This window comes from Achromobacter sp. 1L-A-4-B-C2, from assembly GCF_057291955.1.
Genome location: NZ_JBXAWP010000001.1, coordinates 1 through 16,607 on the forward strand (window position 1 = coordinate 1; position 16,607 = coordinate 16,607).

16 protein-coding genes are annotated in these 16,607 nt (G+C 63.1%); 5 read left to right on the forward strand and 11 right to left on the reverse strand.

The window, feature by feature from the left end:
• Positions 1 to 947: 947 nt before the first annotated feature.
• Positions 948 to 1,214: an isoleucyl-tRNA synthetase gene (locus AC0Z35_RS00005; protein ID WP_485131632.1), complete on the reverse strand. Its 267-nt coding sequence runs from the start codon at positions 1,212 to 1,214 to the stop codon at positions 948 to 950.
• 127 nt (positions 1,215 to 1,341) lie between these two features.
• Between AC0Z35_RS00005 and AC0Z35_RS00010 the strand changes: the two genes are divergently transcribed.
• Positions 1,342 to 2,304, forward strand: a complete 963-nt coding sequence (locus AC0Z35_RS00010) for a LysR substrate-binding domain-containing protein (protein ID WP_104144605.1) — start codon at positions 1,342 to 1,344, stop codon at positions 2,302 to 2,304.
• Positions 2,305 to 2,311: 7 nt separating this feature from the next.
• Here the strand turns inward: AC0Z35_RS00010 and scpC are convergent, their stop codons facing one another.
• Positions 2,312 to 3,829 (reverse strand): succinyl-CoA:acetate CoA-transferase ScpC, encoded by a 1,518-nt coding sequence (gene scpC / locus AC0Z35_RS00015; RefSeq protein WP_485131631.1) that lies wholly within the window; start codon positions 3,827 to 3,829, stop codon positions 2,312 to 2,314.
• A gap of 258 nt (positions 3,830 to 4,087) precedes the next feature.
• On the opposite strand from scpC, the gene AC0Z35_RS00020 reads away from it, so the two are divergent.
• Together AC0Z35_RS00020 and AC0Z35_RS00025 are read left to right on the forward strand one after the other, a co-directional pair.
• Positions 4,088 to 5,014 carry a LysR family transcriptional regulator gene (locus tag AC0Z35_RS00020; RefSeq protein WP_046807946.1) on the forward strand — a complete coding sequence of 309 codons (927 nt, stop codon included), beginning with the start codon at positions 4,088 to 4,090 and terminating at the stop codon, positions 5,012 to 5,014.
• Between the two features lie 275 nt (positions 5,015 to 5,289).
• Positions 5,290 to 7,659 carry a DUF3772 domain-containing protein gene (locus AC0Z35_RS00025; RefSeq protein ID WP_485131630.1) on the forward strand — a complete coding sequence of 790 codons (2,370 nt, stop codon included), beginning with the start codon at positions 5,290 to 5,292 and terminating at the stop codon, positions 7,657 to 7,659.
• A gap of 62 nt (positions 7,660 to 7,721) precedes the next feature.
• Here AC0Z35_RS00025 and AC0Z35_RS00030 read toward each other — a convergent pair whose 3' ends face one another.
• The 3 genes from AC0Z35_RS00030 to AC0Z35_RS00040 all read right to left on the reverse strand — a co-directional run bounded on the left by AC0Z35_RS00030 (position 7,722) and on the right by AC0Z35_RS00040 (position 9,808).
• Positions 7,722 to 8,459 (reverse strand): hypothetical protein, encoded by a 738-nt coding sequence (locus tag AC0Z35_RS00030; RefSeq protein WP_120156576.1) that lies wholly within the window; start codon positions 8,457 to 8,459, stop codon positions 7,722 to 7,724.
• Positions 8,460 to 8,502: 43 nt separating this feature from the next.
• Positions 8,503 to 8,979: a hypothetical protein gene (locus AC0Z35_RS00035; protein WP_046806176.1), complete on the reverse strand. Its 477-nt coding sequence runs from the start codon at positions 8,977 to 8,979 to the stop codon at positions 8,503 to 8,505.
• Positions 8,980 to 9,367: 388 nt separating this feature from the next.
• A complete protein-coding gene (locus AC0Z35_RS00040; protein ID WP_223264900.1) occupies positions 9,368 to 9,808 on the reverse strand; it encodes a hypothetical protein in 441 nt (146 codons plus the stop codon).
• Positions 9,809 to 9,860: 52 nt separating this feature from the next.
• On the opposite strand from AC0Z35_RS00040, the gene AC0Z35_RS00045 reads away from it, so the two are divergent.
• Positions 9,861 to 10,151, forward strand: a complete 291-nt coding sequence (locus AC0Z35_RS00045) for an antibiotic biosynthesis monooxygenase family protein (protein ID WP_046806177.1) — start codon at positions 9,861 to 9,863, stop codon at positions 10,149 to 10,151.
• A 46-nt stretch (positions 10,152 to 10,197) separates the two neighbouring features.
• Here the strand turns inward: AC0Z35_RS00045 and AC0Z35_RS00050 are convergent, their stop codons facing one another.
• The 6 genes from AC0Z35_RS00050 to AC0Z35_RS00075 form a co-directional block, all read right to left on the reverse strand.
• Complete coding sequence (locus AC0Z35_RS00050) at positions 10,198 to 10,557, reverse strand: nucleotide pyrophosphohydrolase (protein ID WP_485131629.1); 360 nt, start codon at positions 10,555 to 10,557, stop codon at positions 10,198 to 10,200.
• Between the two features lie 8 nt (positions 10,558 to 10,565).
• Positions 10,566 to 11,144, reverse strand: a complete 579-nt coding sequence (locus AC0Z35_RS00055) for a 3'-5' exonuclease (protein ID WP_104144501.1) — start codon at positions 11,142 to 11,144, stop codon at positions 10,566 to 10,568.
• Between the two features lie 107 nt (positions 11,145 to 11,251).
• Positions 11,252 to 11,485 carry a DUF1653 domain-containing protein gene (locus tag AC0Z35_RS00060; protein WP_046806179.1) on the reverse strand — a complete coding sequence of 78 codons (234 nt, stop codon included), beginning with the start codon at positions 11,483 to 11,485 and terminating at the stop codon, positions 11,252 to 11,254.
• 97 nt (positions 11,486 to 11,582) lie between these two features.
• A complete protein-coding gene (locus AC0Z35_RS00065) occupies positions 11,583 to 13,067 on the reverse strand; it encodes a methyl-accepting chemotaxis protein (RefSeq protein ID WP_046806180.1) in 1,485 nt (494 codons plus the stop codon).
• Positions 13,068 to 13,583: 516 nt separating this feature from the next.
• Positions 13,584 to 14,294, reverse strand: a complete 711-nt coding sequence (locus AC0Z35_RS00070; RefSeq protein ID WP_485131628.1) for a glutathione S-transferase — start codon at positions 14,292 to 14,294, stop codon at positions 13,584 to 13,586.
• A 26-nt stretch (positions 14,295 to 14,320) separates the two neighbouring features.
• The gene (locus AC0Z35_RS00075; protein ID WP_219990765.1) at positions 14,321 to 15,403 is read right to left on the reverse strand and encodes a GlxA family transcriptional regulator; all 1,083 of its coding nucleotides are present in this window, start codon (positions 15,401 to 15,403) and stop codon (positions 14,321 to 14,323) included.
• 145 nt (positions 15,404 to 15,548) lie between these two features.
• On the opposite strand from AC0Z35_RS00075, the gene AC0Z35_RS00080 reads away from it, so the two are divergent.
• Complete coding sequence (locus AC0Z35_RS00080) at positions 15,549 to 16,601, forward strand: ABC transporter substrate-binding protein (protein WP_120156579.1); 1,053 nt, start codon at positions 15,549 to 15,551, stop codon at positions 16,599 to 16,601.
• Positions 16,602 to 16,607: the final 6 nt, after the last annotated feature.

Here is a 16,607-nt window from a genome sequence, read left to right on the forward strand (position 1 = left end):
AGTGAGGTATGTTCTTAAACTTGACGTCTAAGGTACTTCACTTCTAGTGAGCACTTGATTTCATTGTGCTTGTGAAGCAAGCCAAGGTTTAACCCCGGACTTAAATCACAGTGCATCGCATCAAGCGCCCACACTTATCGGTTGTTTAATTGTTAAAGAGCGGTACTGCAAATTCGGTACTACAAACTGCTTACTGCTACCTGCTGATCCTGCCAGCGCTGCCCGGCTTTCGCCTTGCGTCGCTTGCTGCTTTCAGCAGCAGAGAGGCGAGATTATGAAGAAGTTTTTATCGCTTGTCAAGTCAGCTTCGTTCGCTTTCGCGCCACCGCTTTCCTGCCTGCGACCTCTTCAGGTCTGCCCTCTTTAGCAGCTATCGAAACATCAGAACACCCATCCGGGTAAACCCTAAGTTTTCGGCAACTGCCAAGCCTGAAACTATAACACGACTTTTGCAGATTATGCAACCGGCTCTTGCCTAATTTGCATCCTATCTTGCAACCCCGCCACTGGCTTTCGCTAGGGCGACTCTGGAAACCAGAGGTCGGTTACTACTCAGGTGGCTTGCGATTTCGATTCGGGTAAACCCTTGTTCGTCACCACCAGCCAAGCCCAAGACTATAGCACGATTTTTGCAGACTGTGCAACTGGCTTTTGCCTGATTTGCACCATTCCTTGCAATCCCACCTGACTGCCATCGCTGGCTGCTTGGCGGCAGGCCGGAGCCCGTCGTACTGCTTGGCTTCGCCGTTCAAAATGTCTGAACTGCGAAGGAGCGAGACTATAGCACAAGTTTCGGGCCTGTCATGAAGGCGACTCAAACGTCGACGCATAGGGTGCGCCGGCCAGGGCTTCCTCCAGTCTCTCTATATATAGAGGATGCCCTCGGCGCCCCAGCCCCTATATATATAGCGACAAAGCGTGGTCATGCTTATCGCCGGTGGAGACGTCTACCAGCGCAGATAGTCCACGTTGCGCAGGCGGGCCAGTTCGCGGTGCACGGTGGTTTCGTGAACCAGCCACTCCGGTACGCCGACGTCTTGCATGATGCGAGGGTCCATGTCGGCGGCCACGTTACGCATGCGAGACTGCATGCGCCACAAGCGGAACGCCGCCCACAGCAGCGGCACCAACCCGGCGCCTGGCTGAAAGCTCGGGTGCCCGCCGGACGCGGTAGCCGGGAATGACGGCGAAACAGGTGAAAGTTGGGCGGACATGACCGTCTCCTTATTGCGTTTGACGATTCGGTAAGCGTAGCCGCCCAAATACCCGATGAAAATCCAATTGTTTTCGGCTTATTGGTCAGTTACGCTAACCAGCAATTCAATGTCCGAACATTCCGCCATGCGCCTCCCGCTCAACACCCTGCCCGCTTTCAGGGCCGTTGCCGAATTGCAGAACCTGCGCGCCGCCGCCGAGCGCCTTCATTTGACGCACAGCGCGGTCAGCCAGCAAATCAAGGGATTGGAAGAGCAGCTGGGTTTCGCGCTGTTTGAGCGCAGCGGACGCGGCATTGTCTTGAATAGCGCCGGCGCGGCGTTGTTGTGCAGCGTGCAGAGCGCGCTGGCCCTGCTGGACGAAGGCGTCATGGCGGCCGCCGCGTCGGCTACCGGTAGTGAACAACGGCTGCGCGTGTCGGTACTGCCGTCATTCGCTCAGCGTTGGCTATTGCCGCGCATGGCGCGTTGGCGTGCGCGCCATCCGGGTGTGTCGCTTGAGATCGAGACGTCCCAACAGGTGGTCGATCTGGTTCGGGACGGATTTCATGCGGCCCTGCGATTTGGCCGCGGACCGTGGGCGGGCGTGGAGTCCGAACCGTTGTTCGACATGCCGTTGCCCTTGATCGCCTTGGCGTCGCCAGAAACCGCCGCGTCGCTGGAAGACGACACGGCCCAAACGCTGGCCCGCCAGCCGTTGCTGGGCGAGCGGGAAATGTGGCAACACTGGTTCAACGCGGCGGGTCTGCGCACGCTCGTTACGCCCGTCGCCACGTTCAACGACGCCGGCATGATGTTGCAGGCCGCCGAACAAGGGCTGGGCATCACTCTTGGCCGCGAGCTACTCGCGGCAGATGCGCTTTGCGCGGGACGGCTCGTGCGCGTGTCGCCCATGCGCGTGCACTATGAGCAGGCGCAGACCTACCACTTGGTTTATCCGCCAAGCCTGCGCGAGTGGGCGCCGCTTGTCGCGTTGAAACAGTGGCTGCACGAAGAGCTGGAGTTGTCCCGCTGCGCGCTGGTTACGCCTTCATCCGACACCGACACGGACACGGGCATGAGCACGGACGCGGGGCCAGCCCGCCAGTGACGCCAGCTTAAGCAGCTTTGCGCGTCGCCGGTTTGTCAGCCTGCATCGAGTCCGTTTCATTGAAACGCTGGTGCCACGAAAAGGCCTCTTCCAGCAGATGCGGGGTTTGGCCGCCGCGCTGGCAAGCGCGATCAAAATAGTCCCGCAATGCCGCACGGTAGGACGGGTGCACGCAATTCTGGATAATGACGCGGGCGCGTTCACGCGGCGCCAACCCGCGCAGGTCGGCCAGGCCGCATTCCGTGACCAGCACGTCGACATCGTGCTCGGTATGGTCCACATGGGACACCATGGGCACCACGCTTGAGATATCGCCGCCCTTGGCCATCGACTTGGACACAAAGATGGCCAAGTGCGCGTTGCGCGCGAAATCGCCCGAGCCTCCGATGCCGTTCATCATGTGCGTACCGCCGACGTGCGTGGAATTCACGTTGCCGTAGATGTCGAATTCCAATGCCGTATTGATGGCGATAATGCCCAACCGACGAACGATCTCGGGCGCATTGCTGATCTCTTGCGGCCGCAGCACGATGCGTTCGCGGTAATGCTCCAGGTTTGCCAAGATCTTGTCGTACACCGGTTTGGACACGGTAATGGACGAGGCCGACGCAAACGCCAGCTTGCCCTGATCCAGCAACTCGATGGCGCTGTCTTGCAGCACTTCCGAGTACATCGTCAGCGCCTCGAAGTCCGATGATTCAAACCCGTGCAGCACGGCGTTGGCGATGGTGCCGATGCCGGCCTGCAACGGCAACAACGCATTGGTCAGGCGGCCGGCGTCGACTTCACCGCGCAGGAACGTATTGATATGCCCGGCGATGGCATTGGTTTCGTCGTCCGGCGGCAAGGCGTTGGAAGGGCTGTCCGGCTCGTGTGTGATCACGATGGCGGCGATCTTGTCCGGGTCCACCTGGATGAACGGCTGGCCGATACGTTGATCGGCGGTCACCAGGCCGATCGGCTGGCGCGCGGGGCGGTCGGCGGGCACGTAGATGTCGTGCAGCCCTTCGATGGCAGCAGGGATACCCAGGTTCAATTCGATGATGATCTGGTCGGCCTGCTGCGCGAACGACGCCGAATTGCCCACCGACATCGTCGGCACGATGGCGCCCGTTTCGGTAATGGCGGCCGCTTCGATAATCGCCACGTTGATCGGTCCGATATGACCGGCTCGCAATTGCTCCACCGTTTCGGACAGATGCTGATCGATAAAGGCAATATCGCCCTGATTGATCTTGCGCCGCAACGTGGTGTCGACCTGGAACGGCATGCGGCGCGACAACACGTTTGCCTGGGCCAGCATCTTGTCGGTGTCATGCCCCAACGACGCACCCGTAATCAAGGTGATCGACAGCGGCTCGTGTTCGGCGCGGCTGGCCAGCGCGGCCGGCACGGACTTACAGTCGCCCGCACGCGTGAAACCGCTCATTCCGACGGTCATGCCGTCCTTGATCAGCAATGCCGCCTGGTCGGCGGACGTGATCCGGGCAAGCAGCCCGGGATGGCGAATACGGTCGGAATGCATGGTGTCTCCACATTTAAAGGCCAACGGCTTGCGGCCGGACGCAACCATGACGGCCTTGCGCGTCCGGGCGCCGTCTGACGCGGCGTTTCCCGATATCCCGGCACAGACACAGGCACATTGCCGCCGTCCGGGACGAATTTTTCGCAGTATAGGAAGGCGCGTTGAAATCTCGTAATGACTTAAAATCATCAAAATCAGTCGTTTTTTTCATCGTTTTAATGGTCATTGCGCCCACGAGCGCACCGGGAGCCTGCCGCCATGGACGTGCGCGCATTGCGGTATTTCGTTGAAACGGTCAGGCACGCCAGCTTCACGCAAGCGGCCAAGACGCTGTTCGTGACGCAATCCACCGTCAGCAAAATGATCCGCCAGCTGGAAGAAGAAGCGGGCACGCCGCTGCTCATTCGCGATGGGCACACCGCCCGGCCCACCGATACCGGGCGCGTGATGTACCTGCGCGGTTTGCAGGTCCTGGAGACCATGCGCCAGCTGACCGAAGAACTGCGCCAGACCGCCGACGTGCGGCGGGGCGCGCTGGAAGTGGGTATTCCGCCGATGATCAACTTGCTGTTCACGCCGGTGGTCAAGCGCTTCCGAGAACTGCACCCTGGCATCCACCTGACCTTGCGCGAAGGCACCGGCCAAGCCGTCGAGGCGCTGGTCGCCAGCGGAGAACTCGAGGTAGGCGCCACCATCCTGCCCATTGCGCCCGACGGTGGACTGGCCGCCCAGCCCTTCGGGCGCTACCCGATCTGGGTGATCGGGCCGCCAGATGCGCCCTGGGCGGGAAAGACGTCGCTGCCCCTTAGCGCCCTGCGCGACGCGCGGCTGCTGATCCCCACCGACGACTTCGCCATCACGCGTCGGCTGCGCCAGGCGTTTGCCGACGCGGGTTTTCAGCCCGGCATCGCCGCCCAAAGCGCGCACTGGGACTTTCTGGTGGCAATGGCGTCGGCCGGGCTTGGCGTGGCGCTGCTGCCTGAACCGCTGATGCAGCGCATCAAGACGCGCGGGCTCAGCACCGCCAAGTTGGCCAAGTCCGGCATGCAATGGGAGGTGGGCCATATCTGGTTGCGGTCCGGCTACCTGTCGTTCGCCGCGCGCGCCTGGCTGGAGGTGTGCGACGCGGTGTTGGGCAAGCCCAAAAAGTCCGGCACGAGGGGGCCGGCGCCGCGCGCCGATTGAATCCAAACGTTGGCCTGGTAAACAGGATTTTCGAAGGCGCCCGAGCTAGCGGCGGTGTCCAGGCCTTTCCGGCGGAATCCGGCCCTATTTATCCGGCCGGCAGAAGACTGACTTGCCAGGCGGCAAAAGGAATTTTGAACCGGGGACACAGCACTATTTTTGTTGCAACGGCGGGGCTCGCGGCTTGTTATGCTGCCGCCTCGACGCGAGTGATTCGCCCCCGGAATATGACCCCCATCGCCTCCCCTTTTTTCCCCAGCCTGCGCCACGGGCGCATGCCCGCGTTCGCCGCCTTTCTCGCCGCGATACTGCTGTCGCTGTGCTTGATGCCCGCCTTCGCGGCGCCGCCGCCCAACCCTACTGAAACCGAGGCGGTGCTGGCTGCGGCTCGCAAGCAGATCGACGACATCCGCAAGCGTTTCACGGACGAGACCGACGACGCCGCCCTGGTCAAGCAACGCGGCGACGCGCTGGACATCCAGTCCAAGGCCGATGCGGCTACCGAAGCGCTGACCCCGCAACTGGCCAGCGTGACCGCCAGGCTGAGCGAGCTGGGCGCTCCGCCCGACGGCGCAAAAGAAGCGCCCGACGTGGCGGCGCAGCGCGCGCAACTGGAAAAGAACAGCCGCGCCCTGGACGCGCAGCTGAAGCTGGCCCGGCTGCTGTCCGTGGACGCCGGCCAAACCGCCGAACAGATTTCGGCGCAGCGGCGTACCCAATTCCAGGCGCGCATGGGCGAGCGCCGCGATTCCTTCCTGTCGAGCCAGTTCTGGACGGAATTCCGTTCCGAATTTCCGCGCGATCTGGAACGCCTGGAAGCCTTGGGTGACGACCTGTCCACGGCCATCGGACAGACACCGAAATGGGGCTGGCTGCTGCTGATTGCCATGGCCGCGCTGGTGATCGCACTTCGAATCTGGATCGGCCGCCTGATCCTCAAGCTGACCGCGACGCGCGTGCCGCCAGGCCGCCTGCGCCGCTCGTTCCTGGCCGTGGCGCAGGTGATGTTGTCGGTGGCGACGCCGGGCGTCATCGCCCTGCTGATCCATACCGGCCTGGACTGGAATTCGCAGCTGTCCGACAACACGGCCGCGCTGTTGGCCACGCTGGTAGCCACGGTCTGTTTCGGCGGCTACGTGTCGGGCCTGGGCAACGCGCTGCTGTCGCGCAACCGGCCGTCGTGGCGCTTGCCGCCTATCCATGACCTGGTCGCCGCGCGCTTGCACTGGCTGCCCAATCTGCTGGGCACGCTGGTCGTCATGATCTGGCTGGCCGAGCGCCTGCCCGTTTTGCTTAACGCCAGCCTGACGACGACCATCACGCTGACCGGCATCGTGGCCGTGTTGATCATGGCGACCATGAGCACGGTGCTGGCCATCGGCCGGCGCTTGCGGCGCAAGATCGTTCAGGAAAACGAGGCGCCCGCGCCCTTCTGGGTGTCGCTGTTGCTTGGCGCGGTCTGGGCCGTGCTGGTCCTGGGCATGGCCAGCCTGCTGGCCGGCTACGTGGCCTTTGGCGCGTTCCTGGCCAAACAGGTGCTGTGGATCCTGATCGTGATGGCGTCCGCTTATCTGCTGTCGACACTGATCGAAGACGGTTTCAGCACGCTGCTGGGCACGTCCCACCGCGACGGCGAACGCGAAGGTCCCAGCCTGCGCGACCAGGCGGCCGTATTGCTGTCCGGCGTGGGTCGCGTGGCGGTGGGCCTGCTTGCCATCATCCTGCTGCTGGCACCGTTTGGCGAAGGCCCGATGGACCTGCTCCAGCGCTTTGACCAGCTGCGCAAAGGCCTGGCGATCGGAGAAGCGCAGATCCGGCCTGGCGCTGTCTTGCAGGCGCTGATGGTGCTCGCCTTGTCACTGCTTAGCGTCAAGGTGCTTAAGCGTTGGCTGTCCAACCGTTATCTGCCCACTACCGAGCTGGACCCGGGGATGCAGCTGTCGGCGGCCACCTTGTTCGGCTATGCGGGCTTTGTGATCTCGTTCGCGCTGTCGCTGTCCGCCGCTGGCATCGGCCTGGAACGCGTGGCGTGGATTGCCAGCGCGCTGTCCGTGGGTATCGGTTTTGGCCTGCAAGCCGTGGTGCAGAACTTTGTGTCCGGCCTGATCCTGCTGGCCGAGCGCCCGGTCAAGGTGGGCGACTGGGTGTCGTTGGGCGGGGTCGAAGGCGACATCCTGCGCATCAACGTGCGCGCCACGGAAATCCAGATGGGCGACCGGTCCACCGTGATCGTTCCGAACTCGGAGTTCGTGACCAAGACGGTGCGCAACGTGACGCGGTCCAATCCGCTTGGGTTGGTGCAGATCAAGCTGCCACTGCCGCTGTCAACGGATGCGGAAGCGGTGCGCGAACTGATGCTGCAAGCCTTTGCCGACCACGAAGATGTGCTGGACACCCCGGCTCCCAATGTATTTTTGGACGGCCTGGAAAATGGCCATCTGATCTTTAACGCCAAGGGCTACGTATCGTCGCCGCGCGCGGCCTATGGCGTACGCAGCGCCTTGCTGTTCACCGTTCTGAAGCGTCTGCACGATGCGGGCCTGGAGGTCTCGTCGCCGCCCACCATGCTGCTGGCATCGGCGCCCCCCGGCCCGCCGAACCCGCCCGAACCCACCGCAGCCGTGGCGCCCCCGCCCTCAGCGTAGGCGCCAGCCGGTTCATCGCGATCGGCCCCGGTTCAAGCCCGGCCATCCCAGTTCATCCCAGTTCATCCCGGCGAATACAGGTCGGCGAAGCGCTGGCGCTCCAGGCGCGGATTGCGCAGCGGCGGCGAGGCCAGCGCGGTGGTTTGCGCGGTTTGCACCGGCACCGCTTGCAAGGCGGCGGTGGTCGCAAGCGGGCGTAATTGCGCCTGGGGTTGCGAGGGTGCCGCCAAAGTGCCGGCGGGCTGCGTCCCCACAGCGGGCGCTCCGGCGGTCGCCGTGGTCGGGGCCGCCTGTGCGACCGCCGTCGTGTCAAAGCGGTGATCGGCCGTCGTCAAGGCGGGATTGGTGCACAAGCCTTGCGCCACCAAGGCCGCCTTGGTGCGGTCGTCGGTCTGGCACAGGATGTCGATTGCCGCCGTTTCCAGCCGCCGTGAACGATCGGCGTCCTTGGTCGACGCGGCGGCCTGCATGGTGCGTTCAAAATTGCGCCGCAAGCTGCACTTCTGATCTTCGATCGGAATGGCCACGTTCATGCCGAAGCCCACCACGGACCCGCCGCCACCGGCGGACACCATGCAGCTATCGGACGAAAACGAACCATAAAAACTCTGGCCGCCAACCGGGGGCACCGTCTTCACGGTGCTGGATCCGCTGTTGTTCGAGTTCAGCGTAATGCCCTGGTTGTTGCCGGCGTTGGTTGCCCCCGACGATGCAGACGTCGTGGAACTTGAATTGCTGGTCTGTGCAACGGCCGAGCCGGCTGCAAGCGACAGCGTGATGGCAAACACGATTTTCTTCATGATGTCCCCTCGACCGGACGGCCGTAGCCGTCCGGAAAATCGGTCAGCGATTGAACCCGCCAACGTGACCCATCGACCCCACACCACCAATCGCCCCGAATGCGCCGATGTTGGCGGACGCGAAGGTGCCGGAGGCCGTTGCCTTGGTTTCCGTGTTCCCGAACGAGGCGCCGCCGTTGGCGATGCTGTCGCCCACCATGATCGGCGCGTTGCCCGAAATGTGGCCGTAGGATTCGCTGGTGGCATATTGCCGCGTGCTGGTCACCACCGTGGTGCCGTCCCGATTGAACGTTCCGCCAACTTGCGCCACGCCGCCCGTTTCGCCAAACGAGGTCTGGCTGGACGAGCCATAGCCGTTGACCTGGGTGGCCACGACGGAACTGCCGGTCGAGATGGATGAAGCCGTGCCATTGATCGTGCCGGCGTGGCCGGTGATCGACACGGAAGGCATGTTTGGACCGCTGGCATACGCGGATGCGGCAAACAATGACAGCGCTGCGACGACTGCGAGCTTTTTCATTTGAGCTCCTCCTGATCCGTTTCATACGGATGCTCAGGTGCCGGTGGCCTACCGGCGCGGACCCCTACGTCATGCCGGGCGCCTGACTGAAATGTTGGGCGTGGGACTTTCGTATTGGTACGGAATGATTGCTCCGTCCTAGGCTCGTCGATATCGGCTAAACGGGCGACCGGTTCCGTAAGGATGCAGTCAAAGGCAGGTAGCGGGCCGCACGAATGGCGTGCCAACCGGCATCACGCCGTGCGTATGGCCGATGAAAGTCGCAGGCGCGTGCCGTGCCCGCGGGCCGACCTTCAACTCTAAGGATGGCTCGGCGCGCGGTCGGCTCGGACAAGGGGCCTACCGCGCACGCCGGGGATGAGCGAGCGAGTGACCTTTAGGCTTACTGTCAGCCTTGCGACAAGCTGACAATGCGCAGCAATTGTGCCGACTCGCGGCGCGCCAACCACAGGTCGCCGGCCACCAGCAGCAACAGGAAGCCGCACTCGGCAAGGTCCAGGTCGGACACGAGGTGGTAGCTGACCAGCAGTGCGATGCCCGACAAACCGGCCAGCCAGGCGGGCCAGGGCGACAGCAAGCTGTCGCTGTTGGCGGACGTGCCGCGCCGGACGCAAAGCCACGCCATCAGGGGCAAGAAAAGCATCGACAGGGGAATGTAGACGGCGATGGCCGACAGCAAGACCGCTACGCTGAACTGTGTGTGCAGTGACAGGGCCATCAGCGCAACGGCGCCGATGCCCACATACCAGAACAGGCGCAGGGTAATGAGACGAGTCAGGACGGCGGCTCGGGAATTCATGAACAGGCTAAGCAAGAAATTATCAGCCATACTACTCCGGCCGGCCGGTGCTTACCCGACCCCATTTATTTGGAGACTCGTCATGATCCAGGAAATTGCCAGCATCCACGTTCGCGAGGGCCAGGAAGCGCTGTTCGAAGCGGGCGTCGCGCAGGCCAAGCCGCTGTTCCTGCGCGCGCGCGGATGCCACGGCATGGAACTGCACCGCAGCATCGAGCAACCGCAGCGCTACACGCTGGTGGTGGCCTGGGAAACGGTTGAAAACCACATGGTCGATTTCCGCGAATCGCCCGACTTCCAGGAATGGCGCAAACTGGTGGCGGGGTTCTTCGTCGAGCCGCCCGTGGTGCATCATGAACAGCAGGTGATCTGACCGCCCGGCGCCTGATGTCTGGGCGCCAGGCGTCAGGCGTCAGGCATTAGGCTTCGCCAGGCGGATCGTCGTATTTGCGGGCGCTGCCCGCGAACCGGTCCGCCGGATATTTCTCGGCGTTTTTCACCATCTTGCGCGCCACGGCATCGGCAATGTCGATGCCTAATTGATCCGCCAGCGCCACCAGGTACATCTGCACATCGGCGATCTCGTCGGCAGCGTGCGCCAACTGCGTCGGCGTCATCTCGCGCGACTGGGCCTCGGTCAGCCACTGGAACAGCGACACCAGCTCGCCCGCCTCGCCCGACAGCGCCATCGCCAGGTTCTTGGGCGAATGGAAAGGTTGCCAGGCCCGCTCGGCCGTGAAGGCCCGCAGCGCCAGCTTGATATCTTGCAGATCCGACATCTTCGTTCCTACGCCGTGGCCAGCCGCGCATTGGCCGCCAGCGCCACCGCGACCGTGGTGCGCACATCAGCCAGCGCCCGGTGGGTAGGGTTGGACGCACCCACGTGCCGCGCCAGGATTTCCAGTTTGTGGGAGGGCAATTCGGGCCACGCGCGGCGCGCCAACGCCAGCGTGCAATGCGTGGCATTGACGAACGGCAGGCCGGTGCGATCCGCCGTGGCGCCCAGAAAACGCCGGTCAAAAGACGCGTTGTGAAAGAACACAGGCAGGTCTTCGACGAATTCAAGAAACGACGAAAACGCCTGCATCACCGGCACGCCGTGACGGTCGACTTCGGCCTGCGTGATACCGGTCAAGCGGGTGATGAAGGACGGCACGGGCGACGACGTTCGAACCACCTGCGTATATTCGCGCGCCAGCGTGCCGCAGGTCTCGACGCGCACGGCGGCAAATTCCAGGATCTCGCAGGTGGCGGTCGACAGGCCGGTGGTTTCCAGGTCGGCCACGATGAATGGCCCCCGCAGCGCTTGAAGCGCCGAGGCCAAGGCCGCCGAAGCCTGCGTCTTGGCGGGCGTTCTTGCGGACATTCTTGCCGGCGTTCCGCTGGTGGATTTGCCGGCAGGTCCGGCCAATGCATCGGTCGATGTCGTCAGCGCGGGCGACAGCCCCGTGCGTGCGCGGCGATAAAAGAACGTCACGGCGTCACGGTCGTTGTAGCCAAGGGCGCAAAACGGGGCGACCCATCAGCCAACTGGCCAAAAAACAGCGAAGCCGGCCGCACCCACAGGCCGCGCTCGTGAGGCCAGAGGTGTTCGTACACCACCATCGACTCTTCGGTTTCGGAATGTCGGGCCGTGCCCACATAACGGTAAAGGCCGCCCTTGTAGTGGCGGTGAGAGGCAAGAGCCAGGGCTTCGGATTCAGTCATGGACGGTGGCCGCAAAAAAATCGACCTGGGCGGGAATGCTCCGGCCCAGGCCTGGGATTCAAACAATACCGTCTTTATAGCGCAATCGGCGCCGGCTTCAGTACCGCACGTACTCCAAGACGGGCGCCGGCGGCAACGCCGTATTGGCCGCGGGCCGGGCGCGCAACGCGGCGGTCACCGGTTTGACCACGCCCGCGGGCTGACGGCTAGCCCGCGCCGCCTGCGCGTCAGCGCTGGCCTGCGTCGCGCGCAAGGTCTGTTCGGCGTCGGCCGTCATCTGCGTGATGTCTTGCGTGACACCGCCCAGCTTGGCCGACTGCGCCAGTGACACATTGACCACCTCGGCCATGATTTCCGTCACGCGGCGCGACGACGCCACAATGTCCTCCATGGTGACCCCGGCGGATTGGACCTGCCCCGCGCCGCTTTCGATCTGTTCAACCGACGTGGTGATCAAGCCCTTGATTTCCTTGGCGGCTGCCGCGCTGCTCTGGGCGAGGCTGCGGACCTCGGCCGCAACCACGGCAAAGCCCTTGCCATGCGCGCCCGCGCGCGCGGCCTCTACCGCCGCGTTCAAGGCCAGGATGTTGGTTTGAAACGCAATGCCGTCCATGACGCCGATGATTTCCGATATGCGGCGCGAGCTTTCCGTGATGGCGCCCATGGTGCGCACCACGCCCTGTACGGTCTTGCCGCCCTGCTCGGCCACCTGGCTGGCGTCCAGCGCCAGCGCATTGGCCTGACTGGCGCGCTCGGCGTTTTCGGTCAGGCCCTGGACCGCCACGCGCAAGGTCTGCGCCGCGGTGAAGCGCTTGGTAATGTCGGTGGCGAATTTCACTACCTTGAAGGGGCGGCCCTCGGCGTCGAAGATGGGGTTGTAGCTGGCCTCGATCCAGACCTGGCGGCCGCCCTTGCCGATGCGCAGATACTGGCCGGTGTCATATTGGCCGCTGCGCAACTTGCGCCAGAACTCTTTATAGGCGGCCCCGCGCGCTTCGTCCGGGCGCACGAACATACTGTGATGCTGGCCTTCCACTTCCGCGGCCTGATAGCCCACGGTTTTCAAGAACAGGTCATTGGCGCGGATGATTGTGCCGTCAAGTTCAAATTCAATAATCGCCTGCACTTTCGAAATCGCGGCCAACTGCCCTTCGGTATCCGCTTGCCGTTGTTGCTGGTCGGTAATGTCGGTGGCGTATTTCACGACCTTGAGCGGCCGTCCGCGCTTATCGAAAATGGGGTTGTACGAGGCTTGCAGCCAGACGTCCGTGCCGTCATGGCGCACACGGCGATAGCGCCCGGCGTCATAGGCGCCCTGGCCCAGCTTGTGCCAGAAGGCCGCGTATTCCGCTGATTCCCGTTCTTCAGGGTCTACGAACATACCGTGATGATGTCCCACGACTTCATCAAGCGTATAACCCATCGTGTCCAGGAAGTTCTGGTTCGCCATGAGCACATGGCCCTGAAGGTCGAACTCGATTACGGCTTGCGCTTTGTGAATGGCGGATATCTGACCGTACAGGTCGGCCTTCTGCATGCCGCGATTTCCACGGAACAGCCGGCTTAATGTGATCCATTGCATAGGGTTTCTCCTGCCAAAGTGGGACGAAGTGCTGCCGATGACCAAAAGGTAATTTCAAATCAGAACCGATTGGCGCGTCCCAACCCTGCCTAGGCAATGCACGCCGCGCCGCATGCACTACCGCGTATGGCCGTCGCCCCAATGGCGACGAAGCCGACTAAGAAGATAAACCGTTCAGAATGTATCCAGTCGAAAATATTAATCCTATAAACGTACGTTTCTCCACCTTTTGGCTCGTTCAACGAAAAAAAATCGCGTTATTCGATAATCCTGATGGGTTTCTATGTTGGTATAAACCCGGTGCAACCTGAGTTACCACATGGGCACATTGCAGTTTCTGACAATTAACTAAAAAGGGCCGACTCCATATATGGAACCGGCCCTTTTATTAATATGAAAAACGTCATCGGGATTTATCCGTCCCTTATAAAATACTGTCCGGCTTGTCACTTAATATCGACCATGCGCGAGCCGTTAATGTCTCCCGCTTTTGCCTCTGGCGCGTCGTGCAAACGATCAGGCTGCGTCCAACTCGCGATACTGGCGGAATATGCATTCGCCAAAGGGCAACCGCCTGCCACTGGCAAAGTAGGGCTGCAATGCGGGCAGCGCCGCAACGCGCGCATGCAGCGCCATCACATTCGGATAATTGGACGCCACCGTCCCCATGCGCTTCGGAAAGGCGTAGAGCAAGCCATCAACCAGATGAAACAGCGATAGGTCCACGTAGGTCCAGCGGTCTTCGCCCGCCAACCATGCCTTCGGCCCGGCCAATACGCGCTCGAAATAGGACAGGAACTTCGGAATGCGCTCTTCCCGGAAAGTCCGGGCGCGCCGCGCGGCCTCTTCTTTTTGGTCTTCGTAGTAATCGTTGGCCGAAATGGGATGGTGGGTGTCGTGTGCCTCGGTCACCATATCGGCGATGGTCAGCTGCAATTGATTGACCCATAACCGCCCTTCCAGCGACTCGGGCGCCAGGCCGTGCTCTTCACCCAGGAACAGCAGGATATTTGCAGTCTGACCCAGCGTCATCTCGCCCGCCACCAGATAAGGCGGCGCAAACGGAGGATGCGGACGCGGCGTGCGCATGTCTTCGATCAACGCATCGTCCGAGGCGCCCGGCTCGCGCGCCCGCTCGCGATAAGGGATGGCGCCCGCTTCCAGCGCCAGGCGCACGAATTCACCGCGTCCGGGAATGGTTTCCCAATACCAAAGGTCGTAGGTCATGCCGTCTCCTTGCGTCGGGGGCAGGCTCAGGCGGGCAAGGCGTCGACGCTGTCTTCCTGCCCTTGGGGTTGCAGGCCTTGGGCCTGTTGATACTGGCGCGGCGATACGCCAAAGTGCGCGCGGAAATCACGCGAGAAATGCGCGCCGTCCGCAAATCCGCAGTCCAACGCAATCTGCGTAATGCTGCAAGGATTATTCAGCAACAACCAGCTTCCATATTCCAGCCGCAGTTGCCGCTGGAACGCCATCGGGGATTTTCCTGTCGCCTGCCGGAACGCGCGCTCCAGTTGCCGTCGCCCCACACCGACATAGCGGGCAATGGCGTCCAGCGGCGGGGGATTGTCGATGCGCTGCTCGATAAAGTGCGCAGCCTGGCGCACGCGCAGGTCCTGGATGCCGGACAAGTCGGTGCGGAAATGCGCCTGCGGCACCCGGCCGGGGCGCACACCTTGCAGCATCATGTGCCGCATTGCCTGCTGGGCCTTGTCCCGCCCGCAATGCCGGGCGACCAGATACAGCGCCAGATCGATGGCGGCCGTAGAACCGGCGCAGGAAATCAGGTCGCCCTCGTCCACGAACAGGCGGTCCACGACCGCGCGCGTTTGCGGAAAGCGCGCACGGAAAGCATCCAGCACATTCCAATGGACGCAGACCGTGCGCGGCCCGACCACGTCGGCCTGCGCCAGGGCGAACGTTCCGGTGCAGATGCCCAGAAGGCGCACCCGCCTTGCCGCCGCCAGCCGCAGCCAGTCGCGTAGCGGTTCCGGCATGCGGCCATTGATGTAGTCGTTGCCGCCGCACACGGCGACGTAGTCGAATTCGGCGGGGTCGGCCGGCAAGCCGTCGGCAACGTCTATCGTCAGCCCGGCGCTGGCGCGGCGCGGTTTGCCGTCCCAGCTCATGACACGCCACGAGGTATGGATCTGACGACTGCGGCCACCGTGGTCGCCCGCCAGGCGCAAAACATCCACCAGGCCGGCGAAAGCGGCCAGCGTGAACTGGTCCATCAACACGATGCCGACGTTCAATGCGGGTTTTTCCCGAGGCAGCGCGTCGTGGGCGTCGTCATAGGAGGGCGACTCGGCGGCGGGGTTGTCGGTGGCGGTCATGACGCAATTATTCAAGTTTTTGTCCCGCGCCTTCAAGCTCGTTTTCCCGTGCATCGCCCAAGATGCATCCATGGCAATGTCGGCAAGCGCCTCACTGGGCTCAGACTTCCGGAACATGCCAACAAATCGACAAGGGGAATCCACGATGGCAACACTTACCCGCAGCGCTTTGGCCGCCGCCCTGATGGGCGCCGGCCTCTTGATGGCCGGCCCCGCCGGTGCGCAGCAGCAGAAGATCACCGTCGCCTGGTACGGCGGCAACTGGGGCGATGCGTTTCGCGCTTGCGTGGCCGAGCCCTACACCAAGGCCACGGGCGTCACGGTGGTGCCTGAAGTGGGCACGTCGACAACCACCCTGGCCAAGCTGCAACAGCAAAAGAACGCGCCAACGATCGACGTGGCGTGGATGGACGGCGGCATCAGCGAACTGGCCGCGCAGGCCGGCGTGCTGGACACGCTGGACCCGGCCACCATTCCCAATCTGAAAAATGTGATCGACCAGGGCGTCTATCGCAATGGCGACGCGGCCTACGCGGTCAGCACCGGCTATTACTCGCTGGGCATCACCTACAACACCAAGGAAGTGCGCGAGGCCCCAACCAGCTGGAAGGACTTGTGGAAGCCCGAGTACGCCGGCGCCGTGGCCGTGCCGTCCCCCGCAAATTCTTCTGGCGTGCCGTTCGTGTTCTTCCTGGCGCGCGTCTGGGCGATAGACCCGTCCAACCTGGCGCCGCTCTACACCAAGCTGGCCTCGCTGGACACCGCGCTGTTCTTTGATAGCTCGGGCGCCGCCAGCAACGCCTACCAAAGTGGCGAGGCCATCATCGGCGCGCACTTCAACGTGGGCGCCTGGGACTTGATCGACAAGGGCCTGCCCATCGGCTTTGCCGTACCCAAGGAAGGCGCGTGGGCCACCGACGCCCGCCTGCATCTGGTCAAGGGCGCGCCCAACGCGGCGGCCGCCAAGAAGTTCATCGACACCGCACTGACGCCCGACGCCGCCGCCTGCCTGGCCACGCGCCTGTACCTGGGCCCGGCCGTCAAGGGCGTGCAGGTACCGCCGGACGTGGCCCGCAAGCTGCCGTGGGGCGCCGAAGGTTCCGTCAAGAACCTGAGCCTGTTCGATTGGAACCTGATCAACAGCCGCCGCGCGGAAGTCACCGACGCGTGGAACCGCCAAGTCGCTCGCAAGCGCTAGGCCGGG